At 74.0% G+C, this 25,667-nt stretch carries 27 protein-coding genes; 20 read left to right on the forward strand and 7 right to left on the reverse strand.

Annotation, left to right across the window (positions count from 1 at the left end; genetic code table 11):
• Window positions 1-5 precede the first annotated feature (5 nt).
• The 3 genes from AC0OLQ_RS08750 to AC0OLQ_RS08760 all read right to left on the reverse strand — a co-directional run bounded on the left by AC0OLQ_RS08750 (window position 6) and on the right by AC0OLQ_RS08760 (window position 1,544).
• Window positions 6-587 carry a PadR family transcriptional regulator gene (locus AC0OLQ_RS08750; RefSeq protein WP_484530913.1) on the reverse strand — a complete coding sequence of 194 codons (582 nt, stop codon included), beginning with the start codon at window positions 585-587 and terminating at the stop codon, window positions 6-8.
• 70 nt (window positions 588-657) lie between these two features.
• On the reverse strand, window positions 658-1,098 hold the full coding sequence (locus AC0OLQ_RS08755; protein WP_357338222.1) for a ferritin-like domain-containing protein: 441 nt from the start codon (window positions 1,096-1,098) through the stop codon (window positions 658-660).
• On the reverse strand, window positions 1,095-1,544 hold the full coding sequence (locus tag AC0OLQ_RS08760) for a hypothetical protein (protein ID WP_357338290.1): 450 nt from the start codon (window positions 1,542-1,544) through the stop codon (window positions 1,095-1,097). Before AC0OLQ_RS08760 ends, AC0OLQ_RS08755 begins: the two co-directional genes overlap by 4 nt.
• Window positions 1,545-1,810: 266 nt before the next feature.
• On the opposite strand from AC0OLQ_RS08760, the gene rimP reads away from it, so the two are divergent.
• The 12 genes from rimP to AC0OLQ_RS08820 all read left to right on the forward strand — a co-directional run bounded on the left by rimP (window position 1,811) and on the right by AC0OLQ_RS08820 (window position 13,425).
• On the forward strand, window positions 1,811-2,467 hold the full coding sequence (gene rimP, locus AC0OLQ_RS08765) for a ribosome maturation factor RimP (protein WP_357338230.1): 657 nt from the start codon (window positions 1,811-1,813) through the stop codon (window positions 2,465-2,467).
• Window positions 2,464-3,507, forward strand: a complete 1,044-nt coding sequence (nusA, locus tag AC0OLQ_RS08770) for a transcription termination factor NusA (protein ID WP_484530914.1) — start codon at window positions 2,464-2,466, stop codon at window positions 3,505-3,507. The genes rimP and nusA overlap by 4 nt, the downstream gene beginning before the upstream one ends.
• A gap of 16 nt (window positions 3,508-3,523) precedes the next feature.
• Window positions 3,524-3,859, forward strand: coding sequence for a YlxR family protein (locus AC0OLQ_RS08775; RefSeq protein WP_484530915.1), 336 nt, complete (start codon window positions 3,524-3,526; stop codon window positions 3,857-3,859).
• Between the two features lie 93 nt (window positions 3,860-3,952).
• The gene (gene infB, locus AC0OLQ_RS08780) at window positions 3,953-6,961 is read left to right on the forward strand and encodes a translation initiation factor IF-2 (protein WP_484530916.1); all 3,009 of its coding nucleotides are present in this window, start codon (window positions 3,953-3,955) and stop codon (window positions 6,959-6,961) included.
• Between the two features lie 77 nt (window positions 6,962-7,038).
• Entirely contained in the window at window positions 7,039-8,148 is a 1,110-nt protein-coding gene (locus AC0OLQ_RS08785; protein WP_484530917.1) for a TRM11 family SAM-dependent methyltransferase, read from the forward strand.
• A gap of 34 nt (window positions 8,149-8,182) precedes the next feature.
• The gene (locus AC0OLQ_RS08790; RefSeq protein WP_357338245.1) at window positions 8,183-8,476 is read left to right on the forward strand and encodes a DUF503 domain-containing protein; all 294 of its coding nucleotides are present in this window, start codon (window positions 8,183-8,185) and stop codon (window positions 8,474-8,476) included.
• A 248-nt stretch (window positions 8,477-8,724) separates the two neighbouring features.
• Complete coding sequence (gene rbfA, locus AC0OLQ_RS08795) at window positions 8,725-9,222, forward strand: 30S ribosome-binding factor RbfA (protein WP_484530918.1); 498 nt, start codon at window positions 8,725-8,727, stop codon at window positions 9,220-9,222.
• On the forward strand, window positions 9,219-10,265 hold the full coding sequence (locus AC0OLQ_RS08800) for a DHH family phosphoesterase (RefSeq protein ID WP_484530919.1): 1,047 nt from the start codon (window positions 9,219-9,221) through the stop codon (window positions 10,263-10,265). Before rbfA ends, AC0OLQ_RS08800 begins: the two co-directional genes overlap by 4 nt.
• A 77-nt stretch (window positions 10,266-10,342) precedes the next feature.
• Window positions 10,343-10,753, forward strand: a complete 411-nt coding sequence (locus AC0OLQ_RS08805; RefSeq protein WP_484530920.1) for a hypothetical protein — start codon at window positions 10,343-10,345, stop codon at window positions 10,751-10,753.
• Window positions 10,753-10,962 (forward strand): DUF6186 family protein, encoded by a 210-nt coding sequence (locus AC0OLQ_RS08810; RefSeq protein WP_357338293.1) that lies wholly within the window; start codon window positions 10,753-10,755, stop codon window positions 10,960-10,962. The genes AC0OLQ_RS08805 and AC0OLQ_RS08810 overlap by 1 nt, the downstream gene beginning before the upstream one ends.
• A 487-nt stretch (window positions 10,963-11,449) precedes the next feature.
• Window positions 11,450-11,974, forward strand: coding sequence for a P-loop NTPase family protein (locus AC0OLQ_RS08815; RefSeq protein ID WP_484530921.1), 525 nt, complete (start codon window positions 11,450-11,452; stop codon window positions 11,972-11,974).
• Window positions 11,975-12,099: 125 nt separating this feature from the next.
• Window positions 12,100-13,425, forward strand: coding sequence for an MATE family efflux transporter (locus tag AC0OLQ_RS08820; RefSeq protein WP_357338257.1), 1,326 nt, complete (start codon window positions 12,100-12,102; stop codon window positions 13,423-13,425).
• A 3-nt stretch (window positions 13,426-13,428) separates the two neighbouring features.
• Here the strand turns inward: AC0OLQ_RS08820 and AC0OLQ_RS08825 are convergent, their stop codons facing one another.
• The 3 genes from AC0OLQ_RS08825 to AC0OLQ_RS08835 form a co-directional block, all read right to left on the reverse strand.
• Window positions 13,429-14,370 carry a hypothetical protein gene (locus tag AC0OLQ_RS08825; protein WP_484530922.1) on the reverse strand — a complete coding sequence of 314 codons (942 nt, stop codon included), beginning with the start codon at window positions 14,368-14,370 and terminating at the stop codon, window positions 13,429-13,431.
• 55 nt (window positions 14,371-14,425) lie between these two features.
• Window positions 14,426-14,725 carry a hypothetical protein gene (locus AC0OLQ_RS08830; RefSeq protein ID WP_357338264.1) on the reverse strand — a complete coding sequence of 100 codons (300 nt, stop codon included), beginning with the start codon at window positions 14,723-14,725 and terminating at the stop codon, window positions 14,426-14,428.
• Window positions 14,726-14,813: 88 nt separating this feature from the next.
• Window positions 14,814-15,851, reverse strand: coding sequence for a hypothetical protein (locus AC0OLQ_RS08835; protein ID WP_484530923.1), 1,038 nt, complete (start codon window positions 15,849-15,851; stop codon window positions 14,814-14,816).
• 75 nt (window positions 15,852-15,926) lie between these two features.
• Here AC0OLQ_RS08835 and truB point away from each other — a divergent pair, with 75 nt between their 5' ends.
• From truB to AC0OLQ_RS08875, 8 genes are all read left to right on the forward strand, one after another.
• Complete coding sequence (truB, locus tag AC0OLQ_RS08840; RefSeq protein WP_484530924.1) at window positions 15,927-16,811, forward strand: tRNA pseudouridine(55) synthase TruB; 885 nt, start codon at window positions 15,927-15,929, stop codon at window positions 16,809-16,811.
• 30 nt (window positions 16,812-16,841) lie between these two features.
• On the forward strand, window positions 16,842-17,768 hold the full coding sequence (locus tag AC0OLQ_RS08845; protein ID WP_357338271.1) for a bifunctional riboflavin kinase/FAD synthetase: 927 nt from the start codon (window positions 16,842-16,844) through the stop codon (window positions 17,766-17,768).
• Between the two features lie 204 nt (window positions 17,769-17,972).
• Window positions 17,973-18,242 (forward strand): 30S ribosomal protein S15, encoded by a 270-nt coding sequence (rpsO, locus tag AC0OLQ_RS08850; RefSeq protein ID WP_043962418.1) that lies wholly within the window; start codon window positions 17,973-17,975, stop codon window positions 18,240-18,242.
• Between the two features lie 220 nt (window positions 18,243-18,462).
• Complete coding sequence (locus AC0OLQ_RS08855) at window positions 18,463-20,856, forward strand: polyribonucleotide nucleotidyltransferase (RefSeq protein ID WP_484530925.1); 2,394 nt, start codon at window positions 18,463-18,465, stop codon at window positions 20,854-20,856.
• 223 nt (window positions 20,857-21,079) lie between these two features.
• On the forward strand, window positions 21,080-22,429 hold the full coding sequence (locus tag AC0OLQ_RS08860) for a M16 family metallopeptidase (protein ID WP_484530926.1): 1,350 nt from the start codon (window positions 21,080-21,082) through the stop codon (window positions 22,427-22,429).
• A 72-nt stretch (window positions 22,430-22,501) separates the two neighbouring features.
• Window positions 22,502-23,275: a 4-hydroxy-tetrahydrodipicolinate reductase gene (dapB, locus tag AC0OLQ_RS08865; protein WP_484530927.1), complete on the forward strand. Its 774-nt coding sequence runs from the start codon at window positions 22,502-22,504 to the stop codon at window positions 23,273-23,275.
• A gap of 113 nt (window positions 23,276-23,388) precedes the next feature.
• Window positions 23,389-24,324, forward strand: a complete 936-nt coding sequence (locus AC0OLQ_RS08870; protein ID WP_484530928.1) for a helix-turn-helix domain-containing protein — start codon at window positions 23,389-23,391, stop codon at window positions 24,322-24,324.
• 164 nt (window positions 24,325-24,488) lie between these two features.
• A complete protein-coding gene (locus AC0OLQ_RS08875; RefSeq protein ID WP_484530929.1) occupies window positions 24,489-24,977 on the forward strand; it encodes a GNAT family N-acetyltransferase in 489 nt (162 codons plus the stop codon).
• 280 nt (window positions 24,978-25,257) lie between these two features.
• Here the strand turns inward: AC0OLQ_RS08875 and AC0OLQ_RS08880 are convergent, their stop codons facing one another.
• On the reverse strand, window positions 25,258-25,638 hold the full coding sequence (locus tag AC0OLQ_RS08880; RefSeq protein WP_484530930.1) for a VOC family protein: 381 nt from the start codon (window positions 25,636-25,638) through the stop codon (window positions 25,258-25,260).
• Between the last annotated feature and the right edge of the window lie 29 nt (window positions 25,639-25,667).

Raw genomic sequence — 25,667 nt, forward strand, 5'->3', positions numbered from 1 at the left:
CGCCGTCACCGGCGGGCCTCCTCGTCGGCCCGGTCCACCGCCTCCGGGTGGATGACCGGCCGGCTCGGCGCCGGGCGGTGGCGGACCAGGCTGGTCTCGCAGTGGTCGAGCCAGCGGACCTCGGCCTCGGCCTGGAAGATCATCGCGTCCAGCACCAGGCGCCAGGGCAGGTCCTCCGGCTTGTCACTGGCGTACTTCAACCGGGTGAACTCCTGCAGGGCCCGCATGGTGGCGCTGCGCTGGGTCTGCACCACCGCGCGGACGTCCACGCCGGGCGTGGTGAGGGCCAGGGCCAGCTTGATCGACAGCTCGTCGCGGGGCCGGTCGGCCCGGCTGATCGGGGTGGCGAACCAGAGCGCCAGGTCCGCCCGCCCGGCGTCGGTGATCTCGTACGGCCGCTGCCCCCCGTCGCTCTCCGGCAGCGAGCGGACCAGGCCGTCGCGTTCCAGCCGGGACAGGGTGGTGTACACCTGCCCGATGTTCAGCGGCCAGGTCGATCCGGTCGACTCCTCGAACGCCGAGCGGAGCTGGTAGCCGTACATCTGGCCGCGCTCGAGCAGGGCGAGCAGGCCGTGGCGGATGGACATGGCGTGGAGTATGCATACCTGGTATGCGGTCCGCAACCGCAGGGTTCCGGCGGGTGACCGGGGCCTCCGCTCAGGCCTGCCGGCCGGGGAACGGAACGGTGACCGGGGTCACCCCGGCGGTGCGCCGCCAGCGGGTGGCCCGCAGCGCGCAGTCGGTGAGCGCCGCGAGGGCCTTGTTCCGGTCCGCCCCGGTGGTGTGGGGCAGCGCCGCCCGCCAGTGGCCGGCGGTCCGTTCCTCGACCTCCACGGCCAGCTTCAGCGCGCTCGCCCGGTCGGTCACCGGGTAGGGCAGCGCGTAGCCGGCCCGGTCGGCCGGGACCTGGCCCCCGCCGGCGCTGAGCTGGAGGATGAGGCCGTCCCGGCGGGACCGGTGGGCCGCCTCCGCGGTGCGGGCGGCGGTGCGGGCCGCCCCGGTCAGGTGCACGCCGATCACCCCGTACGCCCAGATCGCCGCGTACTCGGCGGCGAGCGCGTCGCCGAGGGCCTGGGCCGGGCCGCTGGTCGGGTTCACTTCAACGCCTCCACGTGGGTCGCCCGGGCCGCCGCGATCGAGCCGAGCAGCGCGGCCCGCTCGGCGGGTGCGGCGGCGCAGGCCTTCGCGGCGTTCTCCCGCCCCTCCTGCTCGGCCTGCCGCAGCTCGGTCAGGACCGTGTCCGGGTCCATGGCGGCTCCCGACGGGCCCGCGGCCGGGCTGCCGGACGGGGCCGGCCGGCCGATCACCTTGCGCAACTCCTCGGCGTGCGCCCGGTGCGCGTCGGCGATCGCGGTGAGCCGCTCGGCCAGCGCCGGGACGGCCGAGGCGGCGGCCCGATAGCGGGCCTCCAACGCGGTGGCCTCGGCCGCGAGCGGCTCGAGCGGATCCGGGGGCCGGGACTTTTCGTCGCGGTCGAAAAGATCACAGCCGGTCAGCGGCACCGCCGCGCCGCCGAGCGCCACCAGGGCCCCGGCGCGCAGCAGCGTCCGCCGGGAATGCCCCGGTGCGCCCTGGTTCGATGTCGTTCTGCCGGTCGCCACCGGACAAGTCAACACCATCTCCGCCGTCCTGTGGGCCAGTGGCCGTCGGTGCGCCGCCCGGGCCGCCGCCCGGCCCGCGCGTTACGCTCTGCGCAGCCACCGGGCGCGAACGCCCCGGTGGCGTGCCGGCATGGCGGGCCGACCCGGCTCGCCCGAGCAGCGACACGACGGGCCTCCGTGCCCGTGGCAACAGCAGAGAGGTGCGCCGAATGACGCAGCGTGGCCGTGCCACCCGGGCGACGGGGCCCTCCGGGCGACCCCGCCGGCCCGACGGCCCCCGTGGCGCGGACCGGGGCGGCGCACCCCGCGGCGACCTGAACGCGCGCCGGGCCCGGCTTCGCGAGGTGATCGAGCCGGTGGTCACCGCCGCCGGCTACGACCTGGAGGACCTCTCCGTGTCCCGCGCCGGCCGCCGGCACGTGGTCCGGGTGATCGTGGACGCCGACGGCGGGATCAACCTGGACGCGGTCGCGGACGTCTCCCGGGCGGTCTCGGCGGCGCTGGACGCCGCCGAGGAGGCCGGCGGCGACATCGTGGCCGGCGAGTACCAGCTCGAGGTCAGCTCGCCCGGCGTCGACCGCCCGCTCACCCTGCCCCGGCACTGGCGGCGCAACGCCGGTCGGCTGGTCAAGGTGACCGTCCACGGCCCCGAAGGGGACCGGCAGGTCACCGGCCGGATCGCGGCCGGCGACGACGAGCGCGTGGCGCTGGAGACCGACGCCGGCCGCGTGGAGCACCCGTACGCCGAGCTGGGACCCGGCCGGGTCCAGGTGGAGTTCAACCGCCTGGACGAGGTGGCCGACGAGGACTTCGGTGACGACACCGACATCGACGACGACGAAGATCTGGAGGACGAGGAGAGGTGAACATCGACCTCGCGGCGCTGCGCGCACTGGAGCGCGAGCGGGAGATCCCGTTCGACACGATCCTCGCGGCGATCGAGACCGCGCTGCTGACCGCCTACCGGCACACCGACGGCGCCGAGCCGCACGCCCGGGTGGAGATCGACCGCAAGACCGGGACCGCCTCGGTGTACGCCCAGGAGGTGGACGCCGACGGCACCGTGGTCCGGGAGTGGGACGACACCCCGCACGACTTCGGCCGGATCGCGGCCATGACCGCCAAGCAGGTGATCCTCCAGCGGCTGCGGGAGGCCACCGACGAGGTGCACTTCGGCGAGTACGTCGGCCGCGACGGCGACCTGGTCACCGGCGTGGTGCAGGCGCACGAGGCGCGGGCCGAGAAGGGCATCGTCAGCGTCGACCTGGGCAAGCTGGAGGGCGTCCTGCCCCAGTCCGAGCAGGTCCCCGGCGAGCGGTACGTGCACGGCGAGCGGATCCGCTGCGTCGTGGTGCACGTGGCCAAGGGAATGCGCGGCCCGCAGATCACGTTGTCCCGGTCGCATCCGGGCCTGGTGAAGAAGCTCTTCGCCCTGGAGGTCCCGGAGATCGCCGACGGCACCGTGGAGATCGGCGCCATCGCGCGTGAGGCAGGTCACCGGACGAAGATCGCGGTGCGCTCCACGACTCCGGGAGTCAACGCCAAGGGCGCCTGCATCGGCCCGATGGGCCAGCGGGTCCGCGCGGTGATGAGCGAGCTGCACGGCGAGAAGATCGACATCATCGACTGGTCGGACGACCCGGCCACCTTCGTCGGCAACGCGCTCTCGCCGGCCAAGGCGCTCCGGGTGGAGGTGGTCGACCTGGCCAGCCGGACCGCCCGGGTCACCGTCCCGGATTTCCAGCTCTCGCTGGCGATCGGGCGGGAAGGGCAGAACGCCCGGCTTGCGGCCCGGTTGACCGGTTGGCGGATCGACATCCGCTCCGACGCGGAGCAGAGCGGAGCGGCCGGCCGGGGCGGAGCTGATCACGTTCCCGAGGCGGGCGGCGCGATCTCGAGCAGCTAGGGGTAGACTTCCTCCAGTGGTACGACGCGCGCTGCCGGAGCGCACCTGTGTGGGCTGCCGGAAGCGAGCGCCGGCCAGCGAGTTGCTGCGAATCGTCGCGGTTGGCGACGAGGCTGGTCATTACAGCCTCCGGCCCGATCCGGCGCGCAGACTGCCGGGTCGGGGAGCGAGCATGCACCCGGATCCGGCCTGCTTCGCGCAGGCGGTGCGGCGCCGCGCCTTCGGGCGGGCACTGCGCATCACCGGGGTCGTCGACCACGGTGTGCTCGCGGAGCACGTTGACGCGCAAACCCCGACGACCGGTCAACCCGACCGGTCGAGGGTCGCTAGCAAGGTAGGACGACCGACATGAGCACACGATGAAGTCCCTGAAATGACCAGGCTTCAAGTGCACGAGTGAGGTCGCTGCGGGTGCTGCCCGCACGACCTCGGAGTGAGGAGTGCAGTGGCAGGAAAGGCCCGCGTACACGAGCTCGCCAAGGAGCTCGGGGTCGAGAGTAAGACCGTTCTCGCCAAGCTCAAGGAGATGGGCGAGTTCGTGAAGTCCGCGTCCAGCACCGTCGAGGCGCCCGTCGCCCGACGGCTGCGTGGCGCATTCGTCGCGTCCGCCGGTGGTTCCGCGGCTGCGGCCGCCCCGTCGGCGGCCGCACCGAGCCCGGCAACGACCCCGACGCCGTCCCCGACCCCGGGCGCCCCCCGGGTCTCGGCCAAGCCGATGCCGCCCCGGCGGCCGGCCGCGCCGACCCCTGGACCGAAGCCCAAGGGCCCGGTCCCCGGCCCGCCGCAGCCGGCGACTCCGGTCGCCAAGCCGGCGAGCGCGCACGACATCGAAGTGGCGGCCGCCGAGGCGCGCGCCGCCGCACTCAAGGCTGAGCAGGAGGCCGCGGTCAAGGCCGCGCAGGCCGCCCGCCAGCAGCAGCGGGAGAACGTCCGCCGCGAGCCCCCGACCGAGGGTGGTCCCCGTCCGGGGCCGCGTCCGGGTCCGAACGCGGCGCCGCCGCGTCCGGGTGCCCCGGCCGCCGGCCGTCCCGGTGGCCCGACCCCGGGTCCGGGTGCCCGTCCGGGCGGTCGTCCGCCGGCGCGCGGCGCCGGCAACAACCCGTTCGGTATCCAGGGTGGCCAGCAGCAGCGGCCCCCGGCCGCCGGTGCGGGCGGTCCCCGGCCGAGCCCGGCGGGCATGCCGCCGCGGCCCAGCCCGGCCTCCATGCCGCCCCGGCCCAGCCCGGCCTCCATGCCGAGCCAGCGGCCGACCACGGGTCGCCCCGGCGGTCCCGGTGGCGGTCGTGGCGGTCCCGGTGGCGGCGGCGCGGGTCGTCCCGGTGGCGGCGGCGGTGGTTTCCGCGGCGGTCCCGGTGGCGGTGGCGGCGGCGGTGGCTTCCGCGGCGGTCCCGGTGGCGGTGGCGGCGGCGGTGGCTTCCGCGGCGGTCCCGGTGGCGGCGGTGGCGCTCCCGGTGGCGGTTTCCGCCCGGGTGCTCCGGCCGGCGGCGGTGGCCGTCCGGGTGGTGGCGGTCGTGGCCGTGGCGGTGGCGCCGCGGGTGCCTTCGGGCGTCCGGGTGGCCGGCCGACCCGTGGTCGCAAGTCGAAGAAGCAGCGCAGACAGGAGTTCGACAACCTGTCGGCCCCGACCATGTCCTCGGGTGCCCCCCGCGGTCAGGGTCAGGTCGTCCGGCTGTCCCGTGGCGCCTCGCTGTCGGACTTCGCCGACAAGATCAACGCCAACCCGGGTTCGCTCGTCCAGGAGATGTTCAACCTGGGCGAGATGGTGACCGCGACGCAGTCCTGCTCCGACGACACCCTGCTGCTGCTGGGTGAGCACCTCGGCTTCGACGTGCAGATCGTCAGCCCGGAGGACGAGGACCGCGAGCTGCTCGCGCAGTTCAACATCGACCTCGACGCCGAGGTCGCGGCGGAGCGTCTGGTCAGCCGTGCGCCGGTGGTGACCGTCATGGGTCACGTCGACCACGGTAAGACCAAGCTGCTCGACGCGATCCGCAAGGCGAACGTCGTGGCCGGCGAGGCGGGTGGCATCACCCAGCACATCGGCGCCTACCAGGTCCACGTCCCGCACGACGGTGTGGACCGCGCGGTGACCTTCATCGACACCCCGGGTCACGAGGCGTTCACCGCCATGCGTGCCCGTGGTGCCCAGGTGACGGACATCGTGATCCTGGTGGTGGCGGCCGACGACGGCGTGATGCCGCAGACCATCGAGGCGCTCAACCACGCCAAGGCGGCGGACGTGCCGATCGTGGTCGCGGTCAACAAGGTCGACAAGCCGGAGGCGAACCCGGACAAGGTCCGCCAGCAGCTGACCGAGTACGGCCTGGTCGCCGAGGAGTACGGCGGCGACACCATGTTCGTCAACGTGGCGGCCAAGCCCGGCATCGGCATCGAGGAGCTTCTCGAGGCCGTGCTGCTGACCGCCGACGCGTCGCTGGAGCTGACCGCTCCGATCGACGGGCCGGCGCAGGGTGTCGCCATCGAGGCGCACCTGGACAAGGGCCGTGGTGCGGTGGCGACCGTGCTGGTGCAGAAGGGCACCCTCCGGGCCGGCGACTCGATCGTCGCCGGTGGGGCGCACGGCCGGGTCCGGGCCATGCTGGACGAGAACGGCAAGCCGGTCGACGAGGCCGGGCCGGCGCGTCCGGTCATGGTGCTGGGTCTGACCACGGTGCCGGGTGCGGGTGACACCTTCCTGGCCGCCGAGGACGACCGCACCGTGCGGCAGATCGCCGAGCAGCGGCAGGCGCGACGGCGGGCGGCGGCATTCGCCAACTCCCGCGGCCGGGCCACTCTCGAGACGCTCATGGAGCAGCTCAAGGAGGGCGAGAAGACCTCGCTCAACCTGGTGCTCAAGGGCGACGTCTCCGGCTCCGTGGAGGCCCTCGAGGACGCGCTGTTCAACCTCGACATCCCGGAGGAGGTCCAGCTTCGGATCATCCACCGGGGCGTGGGTGCGATCACCGAGAGCGACGTCATGCTCGCGAGCGCCTCGTCCGAGGCGGTCACGATCATCGGCTTCAACGTGCGGGCCGCCAACAAGGTCCGCGAGATCGCCGACCGCGAGGGCGTGGAGATCCGGTACTACACGGTCATCTACCAGGCCATCGAGGAGATCGACGCCGCGCTCAAGGGTCTGCTCAAGCCGGAGTACGAGGAGGTCGAGCTGGGCACCGCGGAGATCCGCGACGTCTTCCGCTCGTCCAAGATCGGCAACATCTCCGGCTGTATCGTCCGGTCCGGCCTCATCCGCCGCAACGCCAAGGCGCGGCTGCTGCGGGACGGGGCGGTCGTGGCGGACAACCTCACGATCAGCTCCCTGAAGCGGTTCAAGGACGACGCGACCGAGGTCCGCGAAGGCTTCGAGTGTGGTCTGACGCTGGGCGGTTACAACAACGTCCAGGTCGGCGACATCATCGAGACCTTCGAGATGCGGGAGAAGCCGCGCGCCTGAGCGGTGTGAACACGGAGACGGCCGGGGCCTTCGGGCCCCGGCCGTCGCCGTTTCCGCAGGCTGCGACAATCTCCGGCGTGATCGGGTACGCGCTGCTCCTCGCCCCCTCCGCCAACCGCGTCTACGCCGACGCGGCCGCCCGGCTGGCCCGGGCCGAGCTGACCGTGTTCGCCGGGTCGGGGGTGCTCGACGCGGCGCCAGTCGACGCTGCGGTGGAGCGGATCGGCGGGGTGGAGTACCTGACCTTCGCCGTCCCGGAGCCCGGCCTCGGCGCGCGGGACCTGGCCCACCTGGCCAACCTGTCGGCGGCGTACGCGCTCTTCGAGCGGGTCGGTGACGACCTGCTCCGGCCGGTGCCGCTGCACCCTCTGGCCCGGTACGACTCCGACCTCATCACCATCCCCAAGTACGCCGGCAAGACCAACGAGCAGTTCACCCGGCTGCTGCTCAACGTCACCCTGCTGGCGTCGGCGTCGGCGCCCCGGATGCTGGACGCGCCGCTCGTGGTGCTCGACCCGCTCTGCGGCCGGGGCACCACCCTCAACCAGGCACTGATGTACGGCTACGACGGCATCGGCGTGGAGCAGGACGGCAAGGACGTGGACGCGTACGCGGCGTTCCTGCGTACCTGGCTGCGCCGCAAGCGGCTCAAGCACACCGCCGAGACGGTGCCGGTGCGGCGGGACCGCAGGCTCCTGGCCCGGCGCTTCGAGGCGGTCCTCGCGCCGTCCCGGGACGCGCACCGGGCCGGGGCGACCCAGCGGGTCACCGTGCTGCACACCGACACCACCCGGGCCCGCGAGGTGCTCCGTGCCCGTTGCGCCGACGTGATCGTCACCGACGCCCCGTACGGGGTGGCGCACGGCAGCCGGACCGACGCGGGACTGTCCCGCAGCCCCCTGGATCTGCTCACCGCCGCCGTGCCGGTCTGGCGGGAACTGCTCCGACCGGGCGGCGCGCTGGGGCTGTCCTGGAACACCCACGTCGCCCCCCGGGCGGCGGCCGAGGCGGTGCTGGCCGACGCCGGCCTACGGGTGGTGGACGGGCCCGGCTGGGGGGACCTCGCGCACCGGGTCGACCAGGCGATCGAGCGGGACGTGGTGGTGGCGGTCGCGCCCGACGGCGACTCCGGCTCGGCGCGTCCGACCCCGCGCGGCGACCTGGAGCCGTCGCCGGAAAACGGGTGACCGGGGCGCTGCTCCTGCCGTACCGTTGCTCGCCGTGTATACCGGAACCGCGCAGTTCGACCTGTTGCTCCCGGGGGACTCCCGGTCCCTGAAGGCCAAGCGGTCGTACGTCCGGCCGATCGTCGCGGCGCTGCGCCGGTTCGAGGTCTCCGCCGCCGAGGTCGGGACGCTCGACCTGCACGGCCGGGCGCAGATCGGGGTGGCCGTGGTGGCCGCCGAGCCGGCGCACGTCCGCGAGGTGCTCGACTCCTGCGAGCGGCTGGTGGCCGCCCGGCCGGAGGTCGAACTGCTGTCCGTCCGCCGCCGTCTGCACGGCGAGGAGGACTGACCGGGCCGCTCACCGGCGGCACCGGCGGCCCCGCGCGGGGGCGGCGATCGCGCGGGTAGTGTTCGAGATGTTGAGCGGTCGGACCCGGCGGCGCCCGCGCCGTCCGTCTCCGGCCGACGGCTCCAGCGACGGCTTCAGGTCGCAGCGCGGCGTCAGACGCGCCGAACTGAAGTCGTCGTAGCGGGGCGGCGTCAGACGCGCCGAGCCGGAGTCGTCGTAGCAGGCACGAAGCCCTGGAGGTGGGGGACATGACGGATCCGGCCAAGGTACGCCGGCACGCGGAGCGCATCCGTGAACTGGTCGCGTCGGTGGTGCGGAGCCAGATCAAGGACCCCCGGCTCGGCATGATCACCATCACCGACGCCCGGATCACCGCCGATCTGCGCGACGCGACCGTCTTCTACACGGTGCTCGGCGACGCGGCGGCCCAGGCCAGCACCGCCGCCGCGCTGGAGAGCGCCAAGGGCCTGCTGCGCAGCACCGTCGGCAAGGCGCTCGGTCTGCGCCACTCGCCGACTCTGACCTTCGTCCTCGACGACGTGCAGGACCAGGTCAAGCACATCGACGACCTGCTCGCGGCGGCCCGCAACGCCGACGCCGAGGTGCAGCGCCTGGCCGCCAAGGCCCAGTACGCGGGCGAGCCCCAGCCGTACCGGGTGGAGGACGAGGACGCCGAGGTCGAGGAGACCGAGGACGAGGACGCCGAGGTCGAGGCCGACGAGTCGCGCGGCGGCGACCGCCGGTGACCGGTTCCGCCGCGGGCGGCTCGCCGGCCGGTGCCGGCCCGACCGACACCGACTGGGCGGCCGCCGTCGCGGCGGTACGCGAACTCCCCGCCACCGCGCGGGTGCTGCTCATCTGCCACGTCAACCCGGACGGCGACGCGCTGGGCAGCATGCTCGGCTTCGGGCTGGGCCTGCGCCGGCTCGGCGTACGGCAGCTCCAGGCGACCTTCCCCGGGCCGCCGGAGGTGCCCGAGCCGTTCCGCTGGCTGCCCGGCTCCGACCTGCTGGTGGCGCCGGACGACGCGTACCCCGATCCGGACCTGGTGATCTGCTTCGACGTGGCGAGCGAGTCCCGGCTGGGCGACCTGGTCGACCGGCTGGACAAGGCGGGCAGCGCGCTGGTGCTGGATCACCACGCCTCGAACACCGGGTTCGGCGGCATCCACCTGGTGGACCCGCACGCGGCGGCCACCTCGGTGGTCGCGCTCGGGCTGCTGGACCGGCTCGGGGTGGCGCTGGACGCGGAGATCGCGGCCTGCCTCTACGTGGCGCTGAGCACCGACACCGGCTCGTTCCGCTTCGAGGCCACCACTCCGGCCGTGCACGAGCTGGCGGCCCGGCTGCTGGCCACCGGGATCCGGCCGGGGGAGATCTCCCGGAAGGTCTTCGACACCCGGCCGTTCGGCGCGGTCCGCCTCTTCGGCGAGGTGCTGGGCCGGGCCCGGCTGGAGCCGGCGGCCGCCGCGGGGCACGGGCTGGTCTGGACCTACGCCACCCGCGCCGACCTGGCCCGGCACGACCAGCCGGCGTACGTGCTGGAGGCCCTGATCGACTCGGTGCGCTGCACCGCCGAGGCGGACGTCAGCTGCGTGGTCAAGCAGGCCGGCGACGCCGAGTGGGCGGTCTCGCTGCGCAGCAAGGGCGCGGTGGACGTGAGCCGGGTGGCGATGGCGCTCGGCGGCGGCGGGCACCGGTTCGCGGCCGGGTTCACCGGGCGGGGCACGGTCGACGAGGTGGTCGAGCGCATCCGCGCGGAACTCTCCGGCGCACTGCTGCCCGCCTGACCCGGGGGTGAGAACCGGGGGTGACTCCGGGGCGTGCCGGTCTTCCGGCGTTCCGTGACGCTGGGGACAATCGGGTGATGGATCACCCCCGTGAGCTCACCGTCGAGGCGCCCCGGGTCTGGGACCGGCCGGTCGTCTCCGTGCCGGTGTTGATCTGCCTCTCCCTGGTCGGCGGGCAGATGCCGTCCTTCTCCACCGCGGCCAACCTCTACACCCTGGGCACCGGCGGGGCGTTGATCTGGGTCGGCCTGAGCAACCGGGTGCCGCCCCGGCGGCCGGCGCCGCGTCGGCTGCCGCCCGGCACGCTCTGGTGGCTGCTGCCGGTCACCGTCTTCGGGGTCCTGGAGGGCGCCACCTTCGTGCTGTCCGTGGGGGACGAGTTCCCCACCTTCTCCCGGCTGGCCGACCCGATGCTGGAGGACCAGCTGGTCCGCTCGGCGGCCTGGTTCGCCTGGCTGACCGCCTTCTGGGGACTGGTCCGCCGATGATGCGCGCCCTGGCGATCGGCGGCTTCCTGGCCGCGCTGCTGCTCTTCGCGGGCGTCGAGTGGGCCGCCCGGCGGGAGGGCTCGCGGATCCCGTCCCTGGCCGACGTCTGCGCCTTCGTGATGCGCTACGAGGTCGGGCCGGTCCCGGTCGGGCGGATCGGCCTGTTCGGTTTCTGGTGGTGGCTGGGCTGGCACTTCCTGGCCCGCTGAGCCACACCCCGACACGCTCCGTGCTGTCCGTATCGCGGGAACAGTGGGCAGCATGTGGAAAGTGAACGTTAATTTGGGTGGGGCCGGCGTTTCGGCGCTGGTCACGGGCGGTGGTGCCACACCCGGTGCCGCCTCCCTCCAGGGTCAGACCGACCCGGGCTCACGCTGCCAGGGAGCCGCTCCGGTGATCCCGGACCGCTGCCGGCGCTCAGCAGACCGACGGCTCCAGGTTGAGCTGGAGTGTCGGATCGCCCTCAGGGCCGCCGTGCGTCGGTGGTCCGCACCCTGGAAGGGAACTCCCATGGCGACCAAGCGCAAGCCGCAGACCGAGAACACCACCGACGAGGCGCGCGAGCAGATGCGCCGCGCTCTGCAGACCTCGATGGACACCCGTCAGTGACGGTGGCCGCCCGGCGGTGACGCCGTAGCCACGACGTCACCGCCGCTCCGGTCGCCCCGTGCTCGCGTCCGGCGCTACCGTCGCCCGGTGCGCCGCATCCTGATCGTCGGCAGCGCGGGCGCCGGCAAGAGCACGCTCTCCCGCGAGGTCGCCCGCCGGCTCGACCTGCCGCTGATCCACCTCGACCGGCACTACTGGCTTCCCGGCTGGGTGCCCGCCGGGGAGGCCGACTTCCGCGCCGAGGTCGCCGCGCTCGCCGCCCGCCCGGCCTGGGTGATGGACGGCAACTACGGCGGCACCCTCGATCTCCGCCTGCCCCACGCCGACCTCCTGGTGCTCTGCGACCCGCCCCGGCTGCGCTGCCTGGTCCGGGTGCTGCGCCGCCGCTGGGCGTACCGGGCGACGCCCCGGCCCGACCGCCCGGAGGGCTGCCCCGAGCAGATCGACCTCGAGTTCGTCCGGTACGTCTGGAACTACCCCCGTCGCTCGCGCCCCCGCATCTTCGCCGCCCTCCGGAACACCGCCCCCACCCTCCCGGTGGCCCACCTCCGCACCCGCCGCCAGATCCGCCGCTGGCTGGCCACCCTCCCCGCCCCGCCCCATCGATCATGAGGTTGACGGCGGATTCGGAGATCCAGACCGCCGCCAACTTCATGATCGACGGAAGGACGCGGCCGGACCGGTAAGTGATGGTCGGGGTTGCGTTCCTTACTGGGTGCGTGCCAGGATCGGCGGCGATGAGTCAGACCGTCGCCTCCGCCACCCAGTCCGCCACGGCCCGGCGGATCGCCGCGCTCGCCCTGCCGGCGCTGGTGGTGCTCGCCGCCGAGCCGCTCTACGTCCTGGTCGACACGGCGGTCGTCGGGCACCTGGGCCGGGTCCCGCTCGCCGCGCTCGCCGTCGGCGGCACGGTGCTGACGCTGACCGCCTGGCTCGGCACCGTCGTCGCCTACGGCACCACCGGGCGGTCGGCCCGGCGGTTCGGCTCGGGGGACCGGGCCGCCGCGGTGGCCGAGGGCGTGCAGGCGTCCTGGCTCGCCCTGAGCGTCGGAGTGCTGGTGGCGCTCGCCATGCAGGTCGGGGGCGGGTGGTTGGCGCGTACCCTCGTCGGCGGCCCCGGCGAGGTGGCCGACGCCGCCGCGACCTGGCTGCGGATCGCGGCGCTCGGCGCGCCCGGCCTGCTGCTCGCGGCGGCCGGCAACGGCTGGCTGCGCGGCATCCAGGACACCCGCCGGCCGCTGCTCTTCGTGCTCGCCCCCAACCTGCTCTCCGCGCTGCTCTGCCCGCTGCTGGTCTATCCGGCCGGGCTCGGCCTGGCCGGCTCGGCGGTGGCGAACGCGCTGGCGCAGACCCTCTCCGGTGGCCTCTTCGCGGCGGCACTGGTCCGTGAGCAGGTCCCGCTGCGCCCCCGGCCCCGGCTGATCGGCCAGCAGTTGGCGCTCAGCCGCGACCTGCTCATCCGGGGCGTCGCCTTCCAGGCCAGCTTCCTGTCCGCGACCGCCGTGGCCGCCCGGTTCGGCGCCGCCGCGGTCGGCGCGCACCAGATCGCCGTACAACTCTGGTTCTTCACCGCCCTGGTGCTGGACGCCCTGGCGATCGCCGCGCAGTCGCTGATCGGCGCGGCGCTCGGCGCCGGCGAGGCCGCCGCGGCGCGCGCCCTCGCCCGGCGGATCGCCCTGCTCGGCGGCCTCTGCGGGGTGGCGTTCGCGGTGCTCATCGCCGCCGGGGCCGGCCTGGTGCCGTCGTGGTTCAGCTCCGATCCTGAGGTACGCGAGCAGGCCATGGTCGCCTGGCCCTGGTTCGTCGCGCTCCAGCCGATCGGCGGCGTGGTGTTCGCCCTGGACGGCGTGCTGATCGGCGCGGGGGACGTCCGCTACCTGCGCAACCTCACCATCGTGGCGGCGCTGGGCGGCTTCCTGCCGGCCATCTGGCTGGCCTACGGGCTCAACCTCGGGCTGGGCGGGATCTGGGCCGGGCTGACCCTGTTCGTGGTGCTCCGGCTGGTCGCCCTGCTGCTGCGGCTGCGCTCCGGCGGCTGGGCGGTGGTCGGCGCGGTCCGCTGACCGTCAACACGGCTTGAACGACCCCGGCCCGCCCATCCACGGCTCCACCGTCAAGAAGCCCTCCGCCAACCGGGCACAGTCGACGTTACTGGTGCTCGCCTCCGCCGAGACCAGCCAGAGCCCTCGCTCCGCGGCCGGCAGCGCGTCCGGCCGGGGCACGTGCCACACGACCTTGTCGCGGATCGCCGCCAGGCCCGCCGCGCCGGGCGTCGTGCGCGGCACGTCGAAGGCGTACAACCAGACGTACTCGGTGGTGATCTCCAGCACCGGGACGCCGTTCTCGTTCGTGGTGGCCCGGTAGCGCATCGTCCCCCGGGTCCTGACCTCCTCGGCCCGGTCCTGGGACCCGATCCGCGTGGCGTAGTGCAGGAAGGTGTCGCCGTCGAAGTCGTGGATCCGTTCCCGGCGGGCGGCCGGTGCCAGGAGTGCCAGGAACGGCTCCGGGTCACCGACGATCATGCTGGTGTCGAGCCGGGCCGCCACCAGCGCGGACCGGACCTGGGTCAGGGCCGCGGTCACCTCCCGGGCGGTGAACGGTCCCTGCGCGGCGGCCCGGGGCAGCGTGATCCCCGCCTCGCCGACCGCGTAGTCCGCCGCGACGGTGCCGGCGAAGAGGTCGCGCGGCTCGCCGACCTGACTCAGCGGCACCGGCGACGGCGTGGGAGACGCCGCGGGCCGGGACGTGCCGGCCCGGATCCGCTCGACCGTGACCCGGCCGAGCGTGGCTGCTCCGCCGACCAGCGCCAGCGCGATCAGCACGACGACGGCGGCGTGGCGTTTCCCGCTCTGCCGGGCCCAGGCCAGCCGGGCCCGTTCCCCGCGGGTCAGCGGCGTCGCCGCGTCCTCGCCGGTCATCCAGCTCGGCAGCCGGACAGCGTCACCGCGGGTGGCGACGGTGTCCCGGTCCGGGGCCGTCGGCGGGGCGGTCTCGTCTTCGGTGGTCATCAGGCATCCCAGACATACGGAGGGTTGGTCGTCGCACCCGGAAGGGCGCGTCCGGTCAGATCTCGCGGTTCGTGATCTTGTAAAGCAGGTAGAGCGTGCCGACCACCAGGGTGGTGGCCACCACGGCCACCACCACGAAGGACGTGATGGCGGAGACCACCGGGTGCCGCTCGCTGAACCGGGTGCGGTCCCGCCACGCCCAGAGCCGGCGCCGCGCCGCCGCCAGCGCCGGCACGCCGTCGACGAAGTCGGAGACGCGGCGGCCGAGGGTGCGCCGCGGCGGCTCGGGGTTCCGCATCCAGTCGGGCAGGTCGACCCGGGGGCGGTGCTGGTGGGACGGCGGGGTGGTGCTCACTCGGGGCTCCTGGGGGTGGGGCGACGAAGGGGGTGGCGGCAGTGTGCCGGAACGGGGTCCACGCCGCGACCCCGTGCTCCTGGCCGGGTCAGCAGGTGTCCGGGATGTCCAGCGAGCGGTCGGGGTCGTAGAGAGAGTCGGGGTCCGGCGTGGGGGTGGCGACCACCTTCCCGTCGTGCCACGTGCCGACATTCAGCAGTCCCTTGTCGGAGGCCGCGCAGTCGATGTTGGCGGCGTACGAGCGCATGTCCCGGAGCCAGAGACCGTTCGCGCGGGCCGGGACGTCGCCCGGGTGCGGCACGTGCCAGACCAGCGTGTCGTGCACGACCACCACCCCGTCGCCGGGCACCACCTGCGGGCCGTGGAAGGCGTACGCCCAGACGAAGTTGGTGGTCACCTCGAGCACCCGGGTCCCCTGTTCGTTCCGGGTCGCCCGGTAGGTGATCCGGCCCTTCACCCGGGGCTGGTCCGGCAGCAGCCGGGCCCCGGGCGCGAGCCGGGTCGCGAGGTTGGCGAAGACGGCGTCGGTGAGGTCCGCCCGGACGTAACGGCGCTCGTCCGGGGCGAACTGCCGCACCAGCCGCTCCCGGTCCTTCGCCGTCATGAACGCGCGGTCGAGCCGGGCGGTCACCAGGGCGGCCCGGATCTTCGTGAGCGCGGCCGACACCTGCTTCGCGGTGAAGTCGCCGGTCGCCTTCGCCGGGGGCAGCGTGATCCCGGCCGCTCCCTCGGGGTACGCGGCCGCCGGGGTGCCGTCGAACGGGCCGGCGGCCGGGGGCGGCGAGGCGGAGGTGGTCGCCTGGATGCCGGGGGGCGGGCTCACCGTCGGGTACGCCCGGGGCTGCTCGGCGGGGCGCCGGACGTACCGGTATCCGGCCGGGGCGAGGTAGGCCAGCAGCGCGAGCACCAGCACCGCGCCGACGCCGACGCGCAGCCCGCGGGCGTGCCGGCCGAACCAGATGCGCAGCCGGGTGGCCGGGCCGACCCGGATGTCCCGCTCGAGTTGGCGTACCCAGTCGGGGATCTCCTCCGGGCCGGGTGAGGGGCGGTCGAGCCGCGGTGGCTCGGGGGTGAGGTCGTCGCTGCTCATCATGCTTCCCGGGCAGGAGTGGGGCGAGGGGCGCATGATCTTGACACCCGGTTCGATCAGGGCGGTATCCCCCGCAGGGGCGATCACCGCCGTCTGGCAGGCTTGGCGGTCGTGAGCACAGACGGTCTGATCGTGGTCGACAAGCCCGGCGGCATGACGTCGCACGACGTGGTGGCCCGGATCCGGCGGCTGGCCCGGACCCGGCGGGTCGGCCACGGCGGCACGCTGGACCCGATGGCCACCGGCGTGCTGGTGATCGGTGTGGGCCGCGCCACCCGGCTGCTCACCTACGTGATCGGCGCGGGCAAGAGCTACACCGCGACAATCCGGCTCGGCCAGGCGACGGTCACCGACGACGCGGAGGGCGACGTGATCGCCAGCACCCCCGCCGGGGCGGTCACCGACGATGCGGTCCGCGCGGCGCTCGCCGCGCTCACCGGCGAGGTCGACCAGGTGCCCAGCGCGGTCAGCGCCATCAAGATCGACGGGCAGCGGGCGTACAAGCGGGTGCGTGAGGGGGAGAGCGTCGACCTGCCGGCCCGGCGGGTCACCATCTCCCGGCTGGACGTGCTGGCGATCCGCCGGGACACCCCGGACGTGGTGGACGTGGACGTGGACGTGACCTGCTCGTCCGGGACGTACATCCGGGCCATCGCCCGGGACGCGGGCCTGGCGCTCGGGGTCGGCGGCCACCTCACCGCGCTGCGCCGCACCGCGGTCGGCGGGTTCACCCTGGCCGAGGCGGCCACCCTCGACGCGCTGGAGCAGCGCGCGCCGGAGGTGGTGAACCTGCCGCTGGACGCGGCCGCCGGCCGGTTCTTCCCGCGCCGGGACGCCACGCCCGAGGAGGCGAAGGTGCTCTCCCACGGCGGGCCGCTGGACCCGGCGGGCATCGCCGGGCCGTACGCGGTCTTCGGCCCGGACGGCGGGTTGATCGCTATCGTCAGCGAGCGGGACGGGCGGGCCCGCGCGGAGATCGTGCTGGCCCCCGCCTGACGGCGTGTGGGCGGACAGGGGAGGAGCGGCATGCAGCGGTGGCGGGGGTACGAGGCGGCGCCCGGCGGCTGGGGACGGTCGGTGGTCACCATCGGCGTCTTCGACGGCGTGCACAAGGGCCACCAGGCGACCATCGGCCACGCCGTGGCGCGCGCCCGCGAGCTGGGCGTCAAGTCGGTGGTGGTGACCTTCGACCCGCACCCGGCCGAGGTGGTGCGCCCCGGCTCGCACCCGGCCGTGCTGACCGAGCCGGCCCGCAAGGCGGAGCTGATCGAGGCGCTCGGCGTCGACGTGCTCTGCGTGGTGCCGTTCACTCCGGAGTTCTCCCGGCTGCCGGCCGAGGAGTTCGTGCACGACATCCTGGTCGAGCACCTGCACGCCGCGCTCGTGGTGGTCGGCGCCAACTTCCGGTTCGGGCACAGGGCGGCCGGCGACGTGGCGCTGCTGGAGCGGCTGGGCCGCACCTTCGGTTTCGGCGTGGAGGGCGGCCCGCTGGTCGCCGAGGCGGGCACGGTCTTCTCCTCGACCTACATCCGCTCCTGCGTCGACGCGGGGGACGTGACCGCGGCGGCCGCCGCGCTGGGCCGGCCGCACCGGGTGGAGGGCGTGGTGGTCCGCGGTGACCAGCGCGGGCGGGAACTGGGCTATCCGACCGCCAACCTGCTGACCCACCGGTACGCGGCGATCCCCGCCGACGGGGTGTACGCGGCCCGGCTGGTGCGCCGGGGCGGGGAGCCGCTGGCCGCGGCGGTCTCCATCGGCACCAACCCGACCTTCTCCGGCCGGGAGCGCCGGGTGGAGGCGTACGCGCTGGACTTCACCGGCGACCTCTACGGCGAGCGGCTGGCCCTGGACTTCGTGGCGCACCTGCGGGAACAACGGACGTACGACGCGATCGAGCCGCTGGTGGCCCAGATCGCCGAGGACGTGGAGCGGACCCGCCGGGCGGTCGGCTGAGCGTGCCGGAGCGCCCCCCGGGCGCTTCGCGGCCCTTCACCGGGCGGTTCCCCGTCGGGCTGGTAGTCTGGCGGGGACGTCGGCTGACCGACGTGGGGCCTCGCGTGCCTGCACGACGCCGCGGGTGCGAGGAACCGGTCCGTTCCCCGGTCACTCCGACCGATCCGACGGACCTCATCGAACGTTCCACGAAACAGGGAGAACATGGCGCTCGACCAGGAAGCCAAGGCCAAGATCCGTGCGGAGTACGCGACCGCCGAGGGCGACACCGGTTCGCCGGAGGTGCAGGTCGCGGTCCTCACCAAGCGGATCGCTGAGCTCACCGAGCACCTGAAGGTGCACAAGCACGACCACCACAGCCGCCGCGGGCTGCTGCTGCTGGTCGGCCGTCGCCGCCGGCTGCTCAACTACGTCCAGAAGAAGGACATCAACCGCTACCGGTCGCTCATCGAGCGGCTCGGCCTGCGCCGATGACGCGACGGGGGAGTGGCCACTCGGCCGCTCCCCCGTTCCGGTACCACCGAAGAATCCGGCCGCGCGACAACCCGAGAGGGAGCAGGTCAGCACCGGTCTCCGGTAGTGGCCCCCGGGAATCCCGGCATCATGCCGGCCACCCGGGCGCTTCGATCGAAGACCGGCCGCCTGAGCAGTTCCCCGTGTCGTGGGCCGACGACGCGAAGGAGCACCACAGCACATGACCGAGACCAACCTCGGCACCGAATCCCGCACCGCCGTGATCGACAACGGGTCGTTCGGCACCCGCGAGATCACCTTCTCCACCGGCCGGCTCGCCCGTCAGGCCGCCGGCTCCGTCATCGCCCAGCTGGGCGAGACGGTCGTCCTCTCCGCCACCACCGCCGGCAAGCAGCCCCGGGAGCAGTTCGACTTCTTCCCGCTGACCGTCGACGTCGAGGAGCGGATGTACGCCGCGGGCCGGATCCCCGGCTCGTTCTTCCGCCGCGAGGGCCGGCCCAGCGAGGACGCCATCCTCACCTGCCGGCTGATCGACCGGCCGCTGCGCCCGTCGTTCGTCAAGGGCCTGCGCAACGAGGTCCAGGTCGTCGAGACCGTGCTGGCGCTCGACCCGCAGCACCCGTACGACGTGGTGGCGATCAACGCCGCCTCGATGTCCACCAAGCTCTCCGGCCTGCCGTTCTCCGGCCCGATCGGCGCGACCCGGGTCGCGCACGTCGACGGCCAGTGGGTCGCCTTCCCGACCCTGGAGGAGCTGGCCCGGGCCACCTTCGACATGGTCGTGGCCGGCCGGGCCCTGGCCGACGGCGACGTCGCGATCATGATGGTCGAGGCCGAGGCCACGCCGCACGCCGTGGCCCTGATCGCGGACGGCGCCACCGCCCCGACCGAGGAGATCGTGGCCAGCGGCCTGGAGGCCGCCAAGCCGGCGATCCGCGAGCTGTGCCGCGCGCAGAGCGAGCTGGCCGAGGTGGCCGCCAAGCCGGTCGCCGAGTTCCCGGTCTTCCTGGACTACTCCGACGACGCGTACGAGGCGGTGGCCGACCTGGCCCGCGCCGAGGTCGCCGAGGCCCTCAAGATCGCCGGCAAGGCGGCCCGTGAGGAGGCCCTGGACCGGGTCAAGGCCAAGGTCGCCGAGGAGCTCGGCCCGCGTTTCGAGGGCCGCGAGAAGGAACTCTCCGCCGCCTTCCGCTCGCTGACCAAGTCCGAGGTGCGCAACCGGGTGCTGCGCGAGCAGGTCCGCATCGACGGCCGCGGCCCGCGCGACATCCGTCCGCTGACCGCCGAGGTCGGCGTGCTGCCGCGGGTGCACGGCTCGGCGCTGTTCGAGCGGGGCGAGACCCAGATCCTGGGCGTCACCACGCTGAACATGCTGCGCATGGAGCAGATGGTGGACACGCTGTCCCCGGAGAACCGCAAGCGCTACATGCACAACTACAACTTCCCGCCGTACTCGACCGGTGAGACCGGCCGGGTCGGCTCGCCGAAGCGGCGCGAGATCGGTCACGGCGCTCTCGCGGAGCGGGCGCTGATCCCGGTGCTGCCGTCGCGCGAGGAGTTCCCCTACGCCATCCGGCAGGTCTCCGAGGCGCTCGGCTCCAACGGCTCCACCTCGATGGGCTCGGTCTGCGCCTCGACGCTGGGCCTGCTCTCGGCCGGTGTGCCGCTGAAGGCGCCGGTCGCCGGCATCGCCATGGGCCTCATCTCCGACGAGGTCGACGGCAAGACCCAGTACGTGACGCTGACCGACATCCTCGGCGCCGAGGACGCGTTCGGCGACATGGACTTCAAGGTCGCCGGCACCCGGGACTTCGTCACCGCGCTGCAGCTCGACACCAAGCTCGACGGCATCCCGTCGGACGTGCTGGCCGCCGCGCTCCAGCAGGCGAACGAGGCCCGGCAGACCATCCTCGACGTGATGCAGCGGGCCATCGAGGCCCCGGCCGAGATGTCGGACTACGCCCCGCGGGTCACCACCGTGAAGATCCCGGTCGACAAGATCGGCATGGTGATCGGCCCGAAGGGCCAGACCATCAACGCCATCCAGGACGAGACCGGCGCCGAGATCTCCATCGAGGACGACGGCACCATCTACGTCGGCGCGACCAACGGCCCGTCGGCCCAGGCCGCGGTCGAGCGGATCAACGCGATCGCCAACCCGACGCTGCCGAAGGTCGGCGACCGGTTCCTCGGCACCGTGGTGAAGACCGCCGCGTTCGGCGCCTTCATCTCGCTGCTCCCGGGCCGCGACGGCCTGCTGCACATCTCCAAGGTGGGCGACGGCAAGCGGGTCGAGAAGGTCGAGGACTTCCTCAACGTCGGCGACAGGGTCGAGGTCGAGATCGCCGACATCGACCAGCGCGGCAAGATCTACCTGGACAAGGTCCGCCCGGAGGGCGCCGAGGCGCCGGCCGCGGCCGAGGCCGAGGGCGAGGGCGAGGGCGGCGAGCGTCCGGCCGGCCGGGACCGCGGCGGCGACCGTGGCCCGCGGGACCGCGGCGACCGTGAGCGCGGCGGCGACCGCGAGCGCGGCGGCCGCGGCCCGGAGCGCGGCGAGGGTGGCGGCGAGGGCGGCGGCGACGGCCGTCCGCGGCGCCGGACCCGGCACAGCTGATCCACTCAGCGGCCGGGTGACGCCAATGGCGTCACCCGGCCGGTGACTGCTCCAGCGACGGCTCCAGGTCGCCGCGCGGCGTCAGCCGCGCCGAGCTGGAGTTGTCGGAGACGCGCTGGAGCCGTCGTTCGTCACCCCCGCACCACCCACCCCTCGTCGAACTGAGAGCAGGTTCCTCGTGAGTCGGACCCGGCGTTCGTCCTCCCCTGCGGCTCGACGGGGGGTGACGTCGTCCGGGGTCGCGCGCCCCGCGGGCGGAGCGGCCCGGGCGGTCACCCGTACGCTCAGCGACGACCCGCTGGGCGGCACCGTCCGCCGCACCGTGCTCCCCAGCGGCCTGCGAGTGCTCACCGAGGCGATCCCGGCGATGCGCAGCGTCTCGTTCGGCGTCTGGGTGGCGGTCGGCTCCCGCGACGAGACCGGGCCGCAGGCCGGCGCCGCGCACTTCCTGGAGCACCTGCTCTTCAAGGGCACCAACAAGCGCGGCGCGCTGGAGATCTCCTCGGAGATCGAGGCGGTGGGCGGCGAGACCAACGCCTTCACCACCAAGGAATACACCTGCTACTACGCGCGGGTGCTGGACGAGGACCTGCCGCTGGCCATCGACGTCATGTGCGACCTGGTCGCCGACTCGGTGCTGGCCGCCGCCGACGTGGAGACCGAGCGCGGGGTCATCCTCGAAGAGATCGCCATGCACGACGACGAGCCCGGCGACGAGGTGCACGACCTCTTCGCCCGCGCCGTCTACGGCGACCACCCCCTCGGCCGGCTGATCTCCGGCACCGAGGAGACGGTCACCCCGATGACCCGGCGGCAGATCCAGACCTTCTACCGCCGCCACTACACCGCGCCGCAGATCGTCATCGCCGCCGCCGGCAACCTCGACCACGCCGCCGTGGTCAAGCTGGTCCGGCAGGCGCTGCGCGGCACCCCGCTGGACACCGACGCGGCCACGCCGGCCCCGTACCGGTCGGCCACCCCGGCGGTACGCACCGAGCCGGCCGCCACCCTGGTGGAGCCGAAGGAGACCGAGCAGGCGCACGTCATCCTCGGCTGCCCCGGCATCGACCGCCTCGACGAGCGGCGCTTCGCCCTCGGGGTGCTCAACAACGTGCTCGGCGGCGGCATGTCCAGCCGGCTGTTCCAGGAGATCCGCGAGCAGCGCGGCTTGGCCTACTCGGTCTACTCCTACGCCAGCCAGTACGCCGACAGCGGCCTGTTCGCCGTCTACGCCGGCTGCGCCCCCGGCAAGGTGGACGAGGTGCTGGACCTGACCCGGGCCGAGCTGCACCGGGTGGCCGCCACCGGGATCACCGAGGCCGAGCTGGCCCGGGGCAAGGGGATGAGCAAGGGCTCCTTCGTCCTCGGCCTGGAGGACACCGGCTCCCGGATGAGCCGGCTGGCCAAGGGCGAGCTGCTCTACGGCAACCTGATGCCGGTGGACGAGCTGCTGGCCCGGGTCGACGCGGTGACCCTGGACGACGTCAACGGCCTCGCCGCCGAGCTGCTCGGCCGGCCGATGTCCCTCGCCGTGGTCGGCCCGTTCGACGAGTCGGCCTTCACCACGCGCTGACCGGCCGGGACTCCCGTCCCGCTCCCCGGTCCGTAGGGGTGGCCGCGTCCCGATTGGGATAGGTTGTCCCCCGTGACTGACGAGCAGGAGAAGAACCCGGCCGAGGCGATCCGGGTCGGCGTGCTGGGCGCCCACGGCCGGATGGGCATGGAGGTCTGCAAGGCGGTCGACGCGGCCGGCGACCTGGACCTGGTGGCGACGGTCGACCAGGGCGACGGCCTCTCCGCCGTCTCCGACGCCGGCGCCGAGGTGGTCGTCGACTTCACCACCCCCGACGTCGTCATGGACAACCTGCAGTGGTGCATCGACCAGGGCATCAGCGCGGTGGTCGGCACCACCGGCTTCACCGAGCAGCGGCTCGAGCAGGTGCGCGGCTGGCTGGCCGGCAAGCCCGGCGTCGGCGTGGTGATCGCCCCCAACTTCGGCATCGGCGCGGTGCTGATGATGCAGTTCGCCGCCCGCGCGGCCCGGCACTTCGAGTCGGTCGAGATCATCGAGCAGCACCACCCGCGCAAGCTGGACGCGCCCAGCGGCACCGCCACCCACACCGCCCGGCTCGTCGCGCAGGCCCGCGCCGAGGCCGGGCTGGGCCCGACACCGGACGCCACCAGGGACGAGGTGCCCGGCGCCCGCGGCGCCGAGATCGACGGGGTACGCGTGCACGCCGTCCGCGCCACCGGCCTGGTCGCCCACCAGGAGGTGCTCTTCGGCACCACCGGCGAGACGCTGACCATCCGGCACGACTCCTACGACCGGGCCTCGTTCATGCCCGGCGTGCTGCTGGCGGTCCGCGAGGTGCGCCGCCGGCCGGGCCTCACCGTCGGCCTGGACGCCCTGCTCGACTGACTCCCGCCGCGCCCCCGGGCGGCCGTACCCCTGACGGCGGCCGCCCGCGGGCGGGGCGCAGGTGCGCAACGGCGATCAAGCGGCGCGGCCGCCGGCGGGTGCAGGCTGTCCACATGACCCAGACGGACGGACTCACCGGCCTCCTCGACTGGCTCCAGGTCGCGCTCGACGATCCGGAGGCCGGCCCGGCCGGTCTGGCCGCCCGAGCCCACCTGTCCCGGTTCCACTTCGACCGGCTGGTCGCCGCGGCCACCGGGGAACCGCCGGGCGCGCTGCGCCGCCGGCTGCTCCTCGAGCGCGCGGCACACCGGCTCACCACCAGCGACCGGACCGTCCTCGACATCGCCGTCGAGGCCGGGTACGGCTCGCACGAGGCGTTCACCCGCGCCTTCCAGCGGTCGTACGGCATCGCCCCGACCGCGGTCCGGCGGCGCCCGCCGTTGACCTTCCGCGAGCTGGAGCTGCCCTGCCCCAGCGGCGTCCACTTCCAACCGCCCGGTGGCCTGCGGCTGCCGGCGGCACGTCAGGAGACTCCGATGAACGTTCTCCAACACCTGGTCGACCACCACGTCGAGACCCTCACCGCGATCATCGACCGCGCCGGCGCCCTCGACGACGAGATGCTCGACCGGCCCGTCACCGTGTCCGTGGAGACCATCGACGAGGGGCCCACCCTCCGCTCGCTGATCAACGCCATGGTCACCCAGGAGGAGCACTGGCTCTCGGCGCTGCGCGGCGGCGAGTGGCCCGACGAGAGCGACCGGTCGGTGTCCGGGCTGGCCGCCCGGCACGCGGTCGCCGGCCGGGACTGGCGGGCCTTCGTGGCCCGGACGCTGGCCGCCGGCACCCTCGCCGACACCTTCGTGGACACCACCTGCTCGCCGCCGACCACCCACACGCTGGGCGGCACGATCGGCCACGTGATCACCTTCGCCGCCGTGCGCCGCACCCTGGCCATCGGTGCCCTGCACAGCGCCGGGATCACCGACCTCGGCGCCGGCGACCCCCGCCCCTACCTGGACGCCGCCGCGACCGCGCCCGCCGGCTGACGACCCGCGCCGGACCTTGATCAACTCCGGCGCGCCGGGGTGGCGGAGGCCGGCACACGCCACCTCGGCGATCCGGATTCTGGGGCGACTCCGGGGCTCCGGGGAAAGCGATGGCTCGGGGAAAGCCATGGCTCGGTGGGCGGGCCGGACCTAGGCTGACCGCCGTGATCGATTCCGCGCTGCGTGACCGCGCCGGCCGCCGGGTGACCCTGCGGCCGGTGGACGACGACAACTGGCGGGCGGTGGCCGACGTGGCGCCCCGCGACGACCAGCGCGCCTTCGTGCCGGCGCTGGCCGCCCGCTACCTGGTGCTGACCATGCGCTCGGACGTCTGGACCTCGCTCGCCGTCCACGCGGACGAGACGGTGGTCGGGCACGTCATGTGGGGCGTGGACGACGACGGCTCCCGCTGGATCGGCGGCATGGTGATCGACGCCGCCGAGCAGGACCACGGCGTCGGCCGCGCCGTCGTCCGGACCCTCACCGACTGGCTCGCCAAGGCCGGACAACCGATCCGCCTCAGCTACCACCCGGACAACACCGCCGCCGCCATCCTCTACCGCTCCCTGGGCTTCCACCCGACGGGCGCCATGGAGGACGACGAACTGGTCGCCGAACTCACCCCCACCCACCCCGCCGCCCCACCCCGTTGATCATGAAGTTGGCGGCAGTCGAGGAGATCGACTCCGCCGTCAACTTCATGATCGACCGTCCGGGGAGCGGTCGGCGTAGCCGCACCAGCGGTCGGCGCCGGGGCGGCCGAAGGCAGCCGGTATCCGCTCAAGCTGGGCGCCGCGTTGCTCGCCACCATCCCGGTGGCGGTGCTCTTCGTGATCTTCCAGCGTTATTTCGTCCGCGGCGCGAACGAGGGCGCCGACAAGGGCTGACCGGCGGCCGGCGGTCCCGCCCCGTGCCGGGACCGCCGGAGCCGGCTCAGCTCTCCTGGAGCACCGAGAACACGTTGCCGGCCGGGTCGGTGAACCAGGCGATCGACGGGCCGTTGCCCCGCATGACCCCCTTGTCGTCCTGCGGCATGCCCTCGTAGCGCTCGAACCGCACCCCGCGCGAGATCAGCTCGTCCACCGCCCGGTCGATGTCCGGGACCGGGAAGTTGAGCACCGTGTAGGTGGCCGGCCGGTGGTCGCGCTTCGGGTAGACCAGCACCGGCCGGTCCCCGGCCAGGTGCAGGGTCAGCAGGCCGCCCATCGCGTCGTCCCGGGACACCCGCAACTCCAGGACGTCGGTGTAGAACCGCTCCGCGCGGTCCGGGTCGTCGACCGAGAACCCGCTGAACGCCTTCGTGTCCCTGAACATGACCCGCTCCTCACTCCGCCGGTGCGCCG

The sequence above is a fragment of the Micromonospora sp. Utrum1 genome (assembly GCF_057197805.1).

Excerpts from the sequence above, each read along its gene's own strand:
- AC0OLQ_RS08750 (WP_484530913.1), bottom strand. The coding sequence starts at position 587 with ATGTCCATCCGCCACGGCCTGCTCGCCCTGCTCGAGCGCGGCCAGATG.
- rimP (WP_357338230.1), top strand. The coding sequence starts at position 1,811 with ATGACGCAGCGTGGCCGTGCCACCCGGGCGACGGGGCCCTCCGGGCGA.
- rbfA (WP_484530918.1), top strand. The coding sequence starts at position 8,725 with ATGACGGATCCGGCCAAGGTACGCCGGCACGCGGAGCGCATCCGTGAA.
- AC0OLQ_RS08805 (WP_484530920.1), top strand. The coding sequence starts at position 10,343 with ATGGATCACCCCCGTGAGCTCACCGTCGAGGCGCCCCGGGTCTGGGAC.
- AC0OLQ_RS08810 (WP_357338293.1), top strand. The coding sequence starts at position 10,753 with ATGCGCGCCCTGGCGATCGGCGGCTTCCTGGCCGCGCTGCTGCTCTTC.
- AC0OLQ_RS08820 (WP_357338257.1), top strand. The coding sequence starts at position 12,100 with ATGAGTCAGACCGTCGCCTCCGCCACCCAGTCCGCCACGGCCCGGCGG.
- AC0OLQ_RS08825 (WP_484530922.1), bottom strand. The coding sequence starts at position 14,370 with ATGACCACCGAAGACGAGACCGCCCCGCCGACGGCCCCGGACCGGGAC.
- AC0OLQ_RS08835 (WP_484530923.1), bottom strand. The coding sequence starts at position 15,851 with ATGCGCCCCTCGCCCCACTCCTGCCCGGGAAGCATGATGAGCAGCGAC.
- AC0OLQ_RS08845 (WP_357338271.1), top strand. The coding sequence starts at position 16,842 with ATGCAGCGGTGGCGGGGGTACGAGGCGGCGCCCGGCGGCTGGGGACGG.
- rpsO (WP_043962418.1), top strand. The coding sequence starts at position 17,973 with ATGGCGCTCGACCAGGAAGCCAAGGCCAAGATCCGTGCGGAGTACGCG.
- AC0OLQ_RS08855 (WP_484530925.1), top strand. The coding sequence starts at position 18,463 with ATGACCGAGACCAACCTCGGCACCGAATCCCGCACCGCCGTGATCGAC.
- AC0OLQ_RS08870 (WP_484530928.1), top strand. The coding sequence starts at position 23,389 with ATGACCCAGACGGACGGACTCACCGGCCTCCTCGACTGGCTCCAGGTC.
- AC0OLQ_RS08880 (WP_484530930.1), bottom strand. The coding sequence starts at position 25,638 with ATGTTCAGGGACACGAAGGCGTTCAGCGGGTTCTCGGTCGACGACCCG.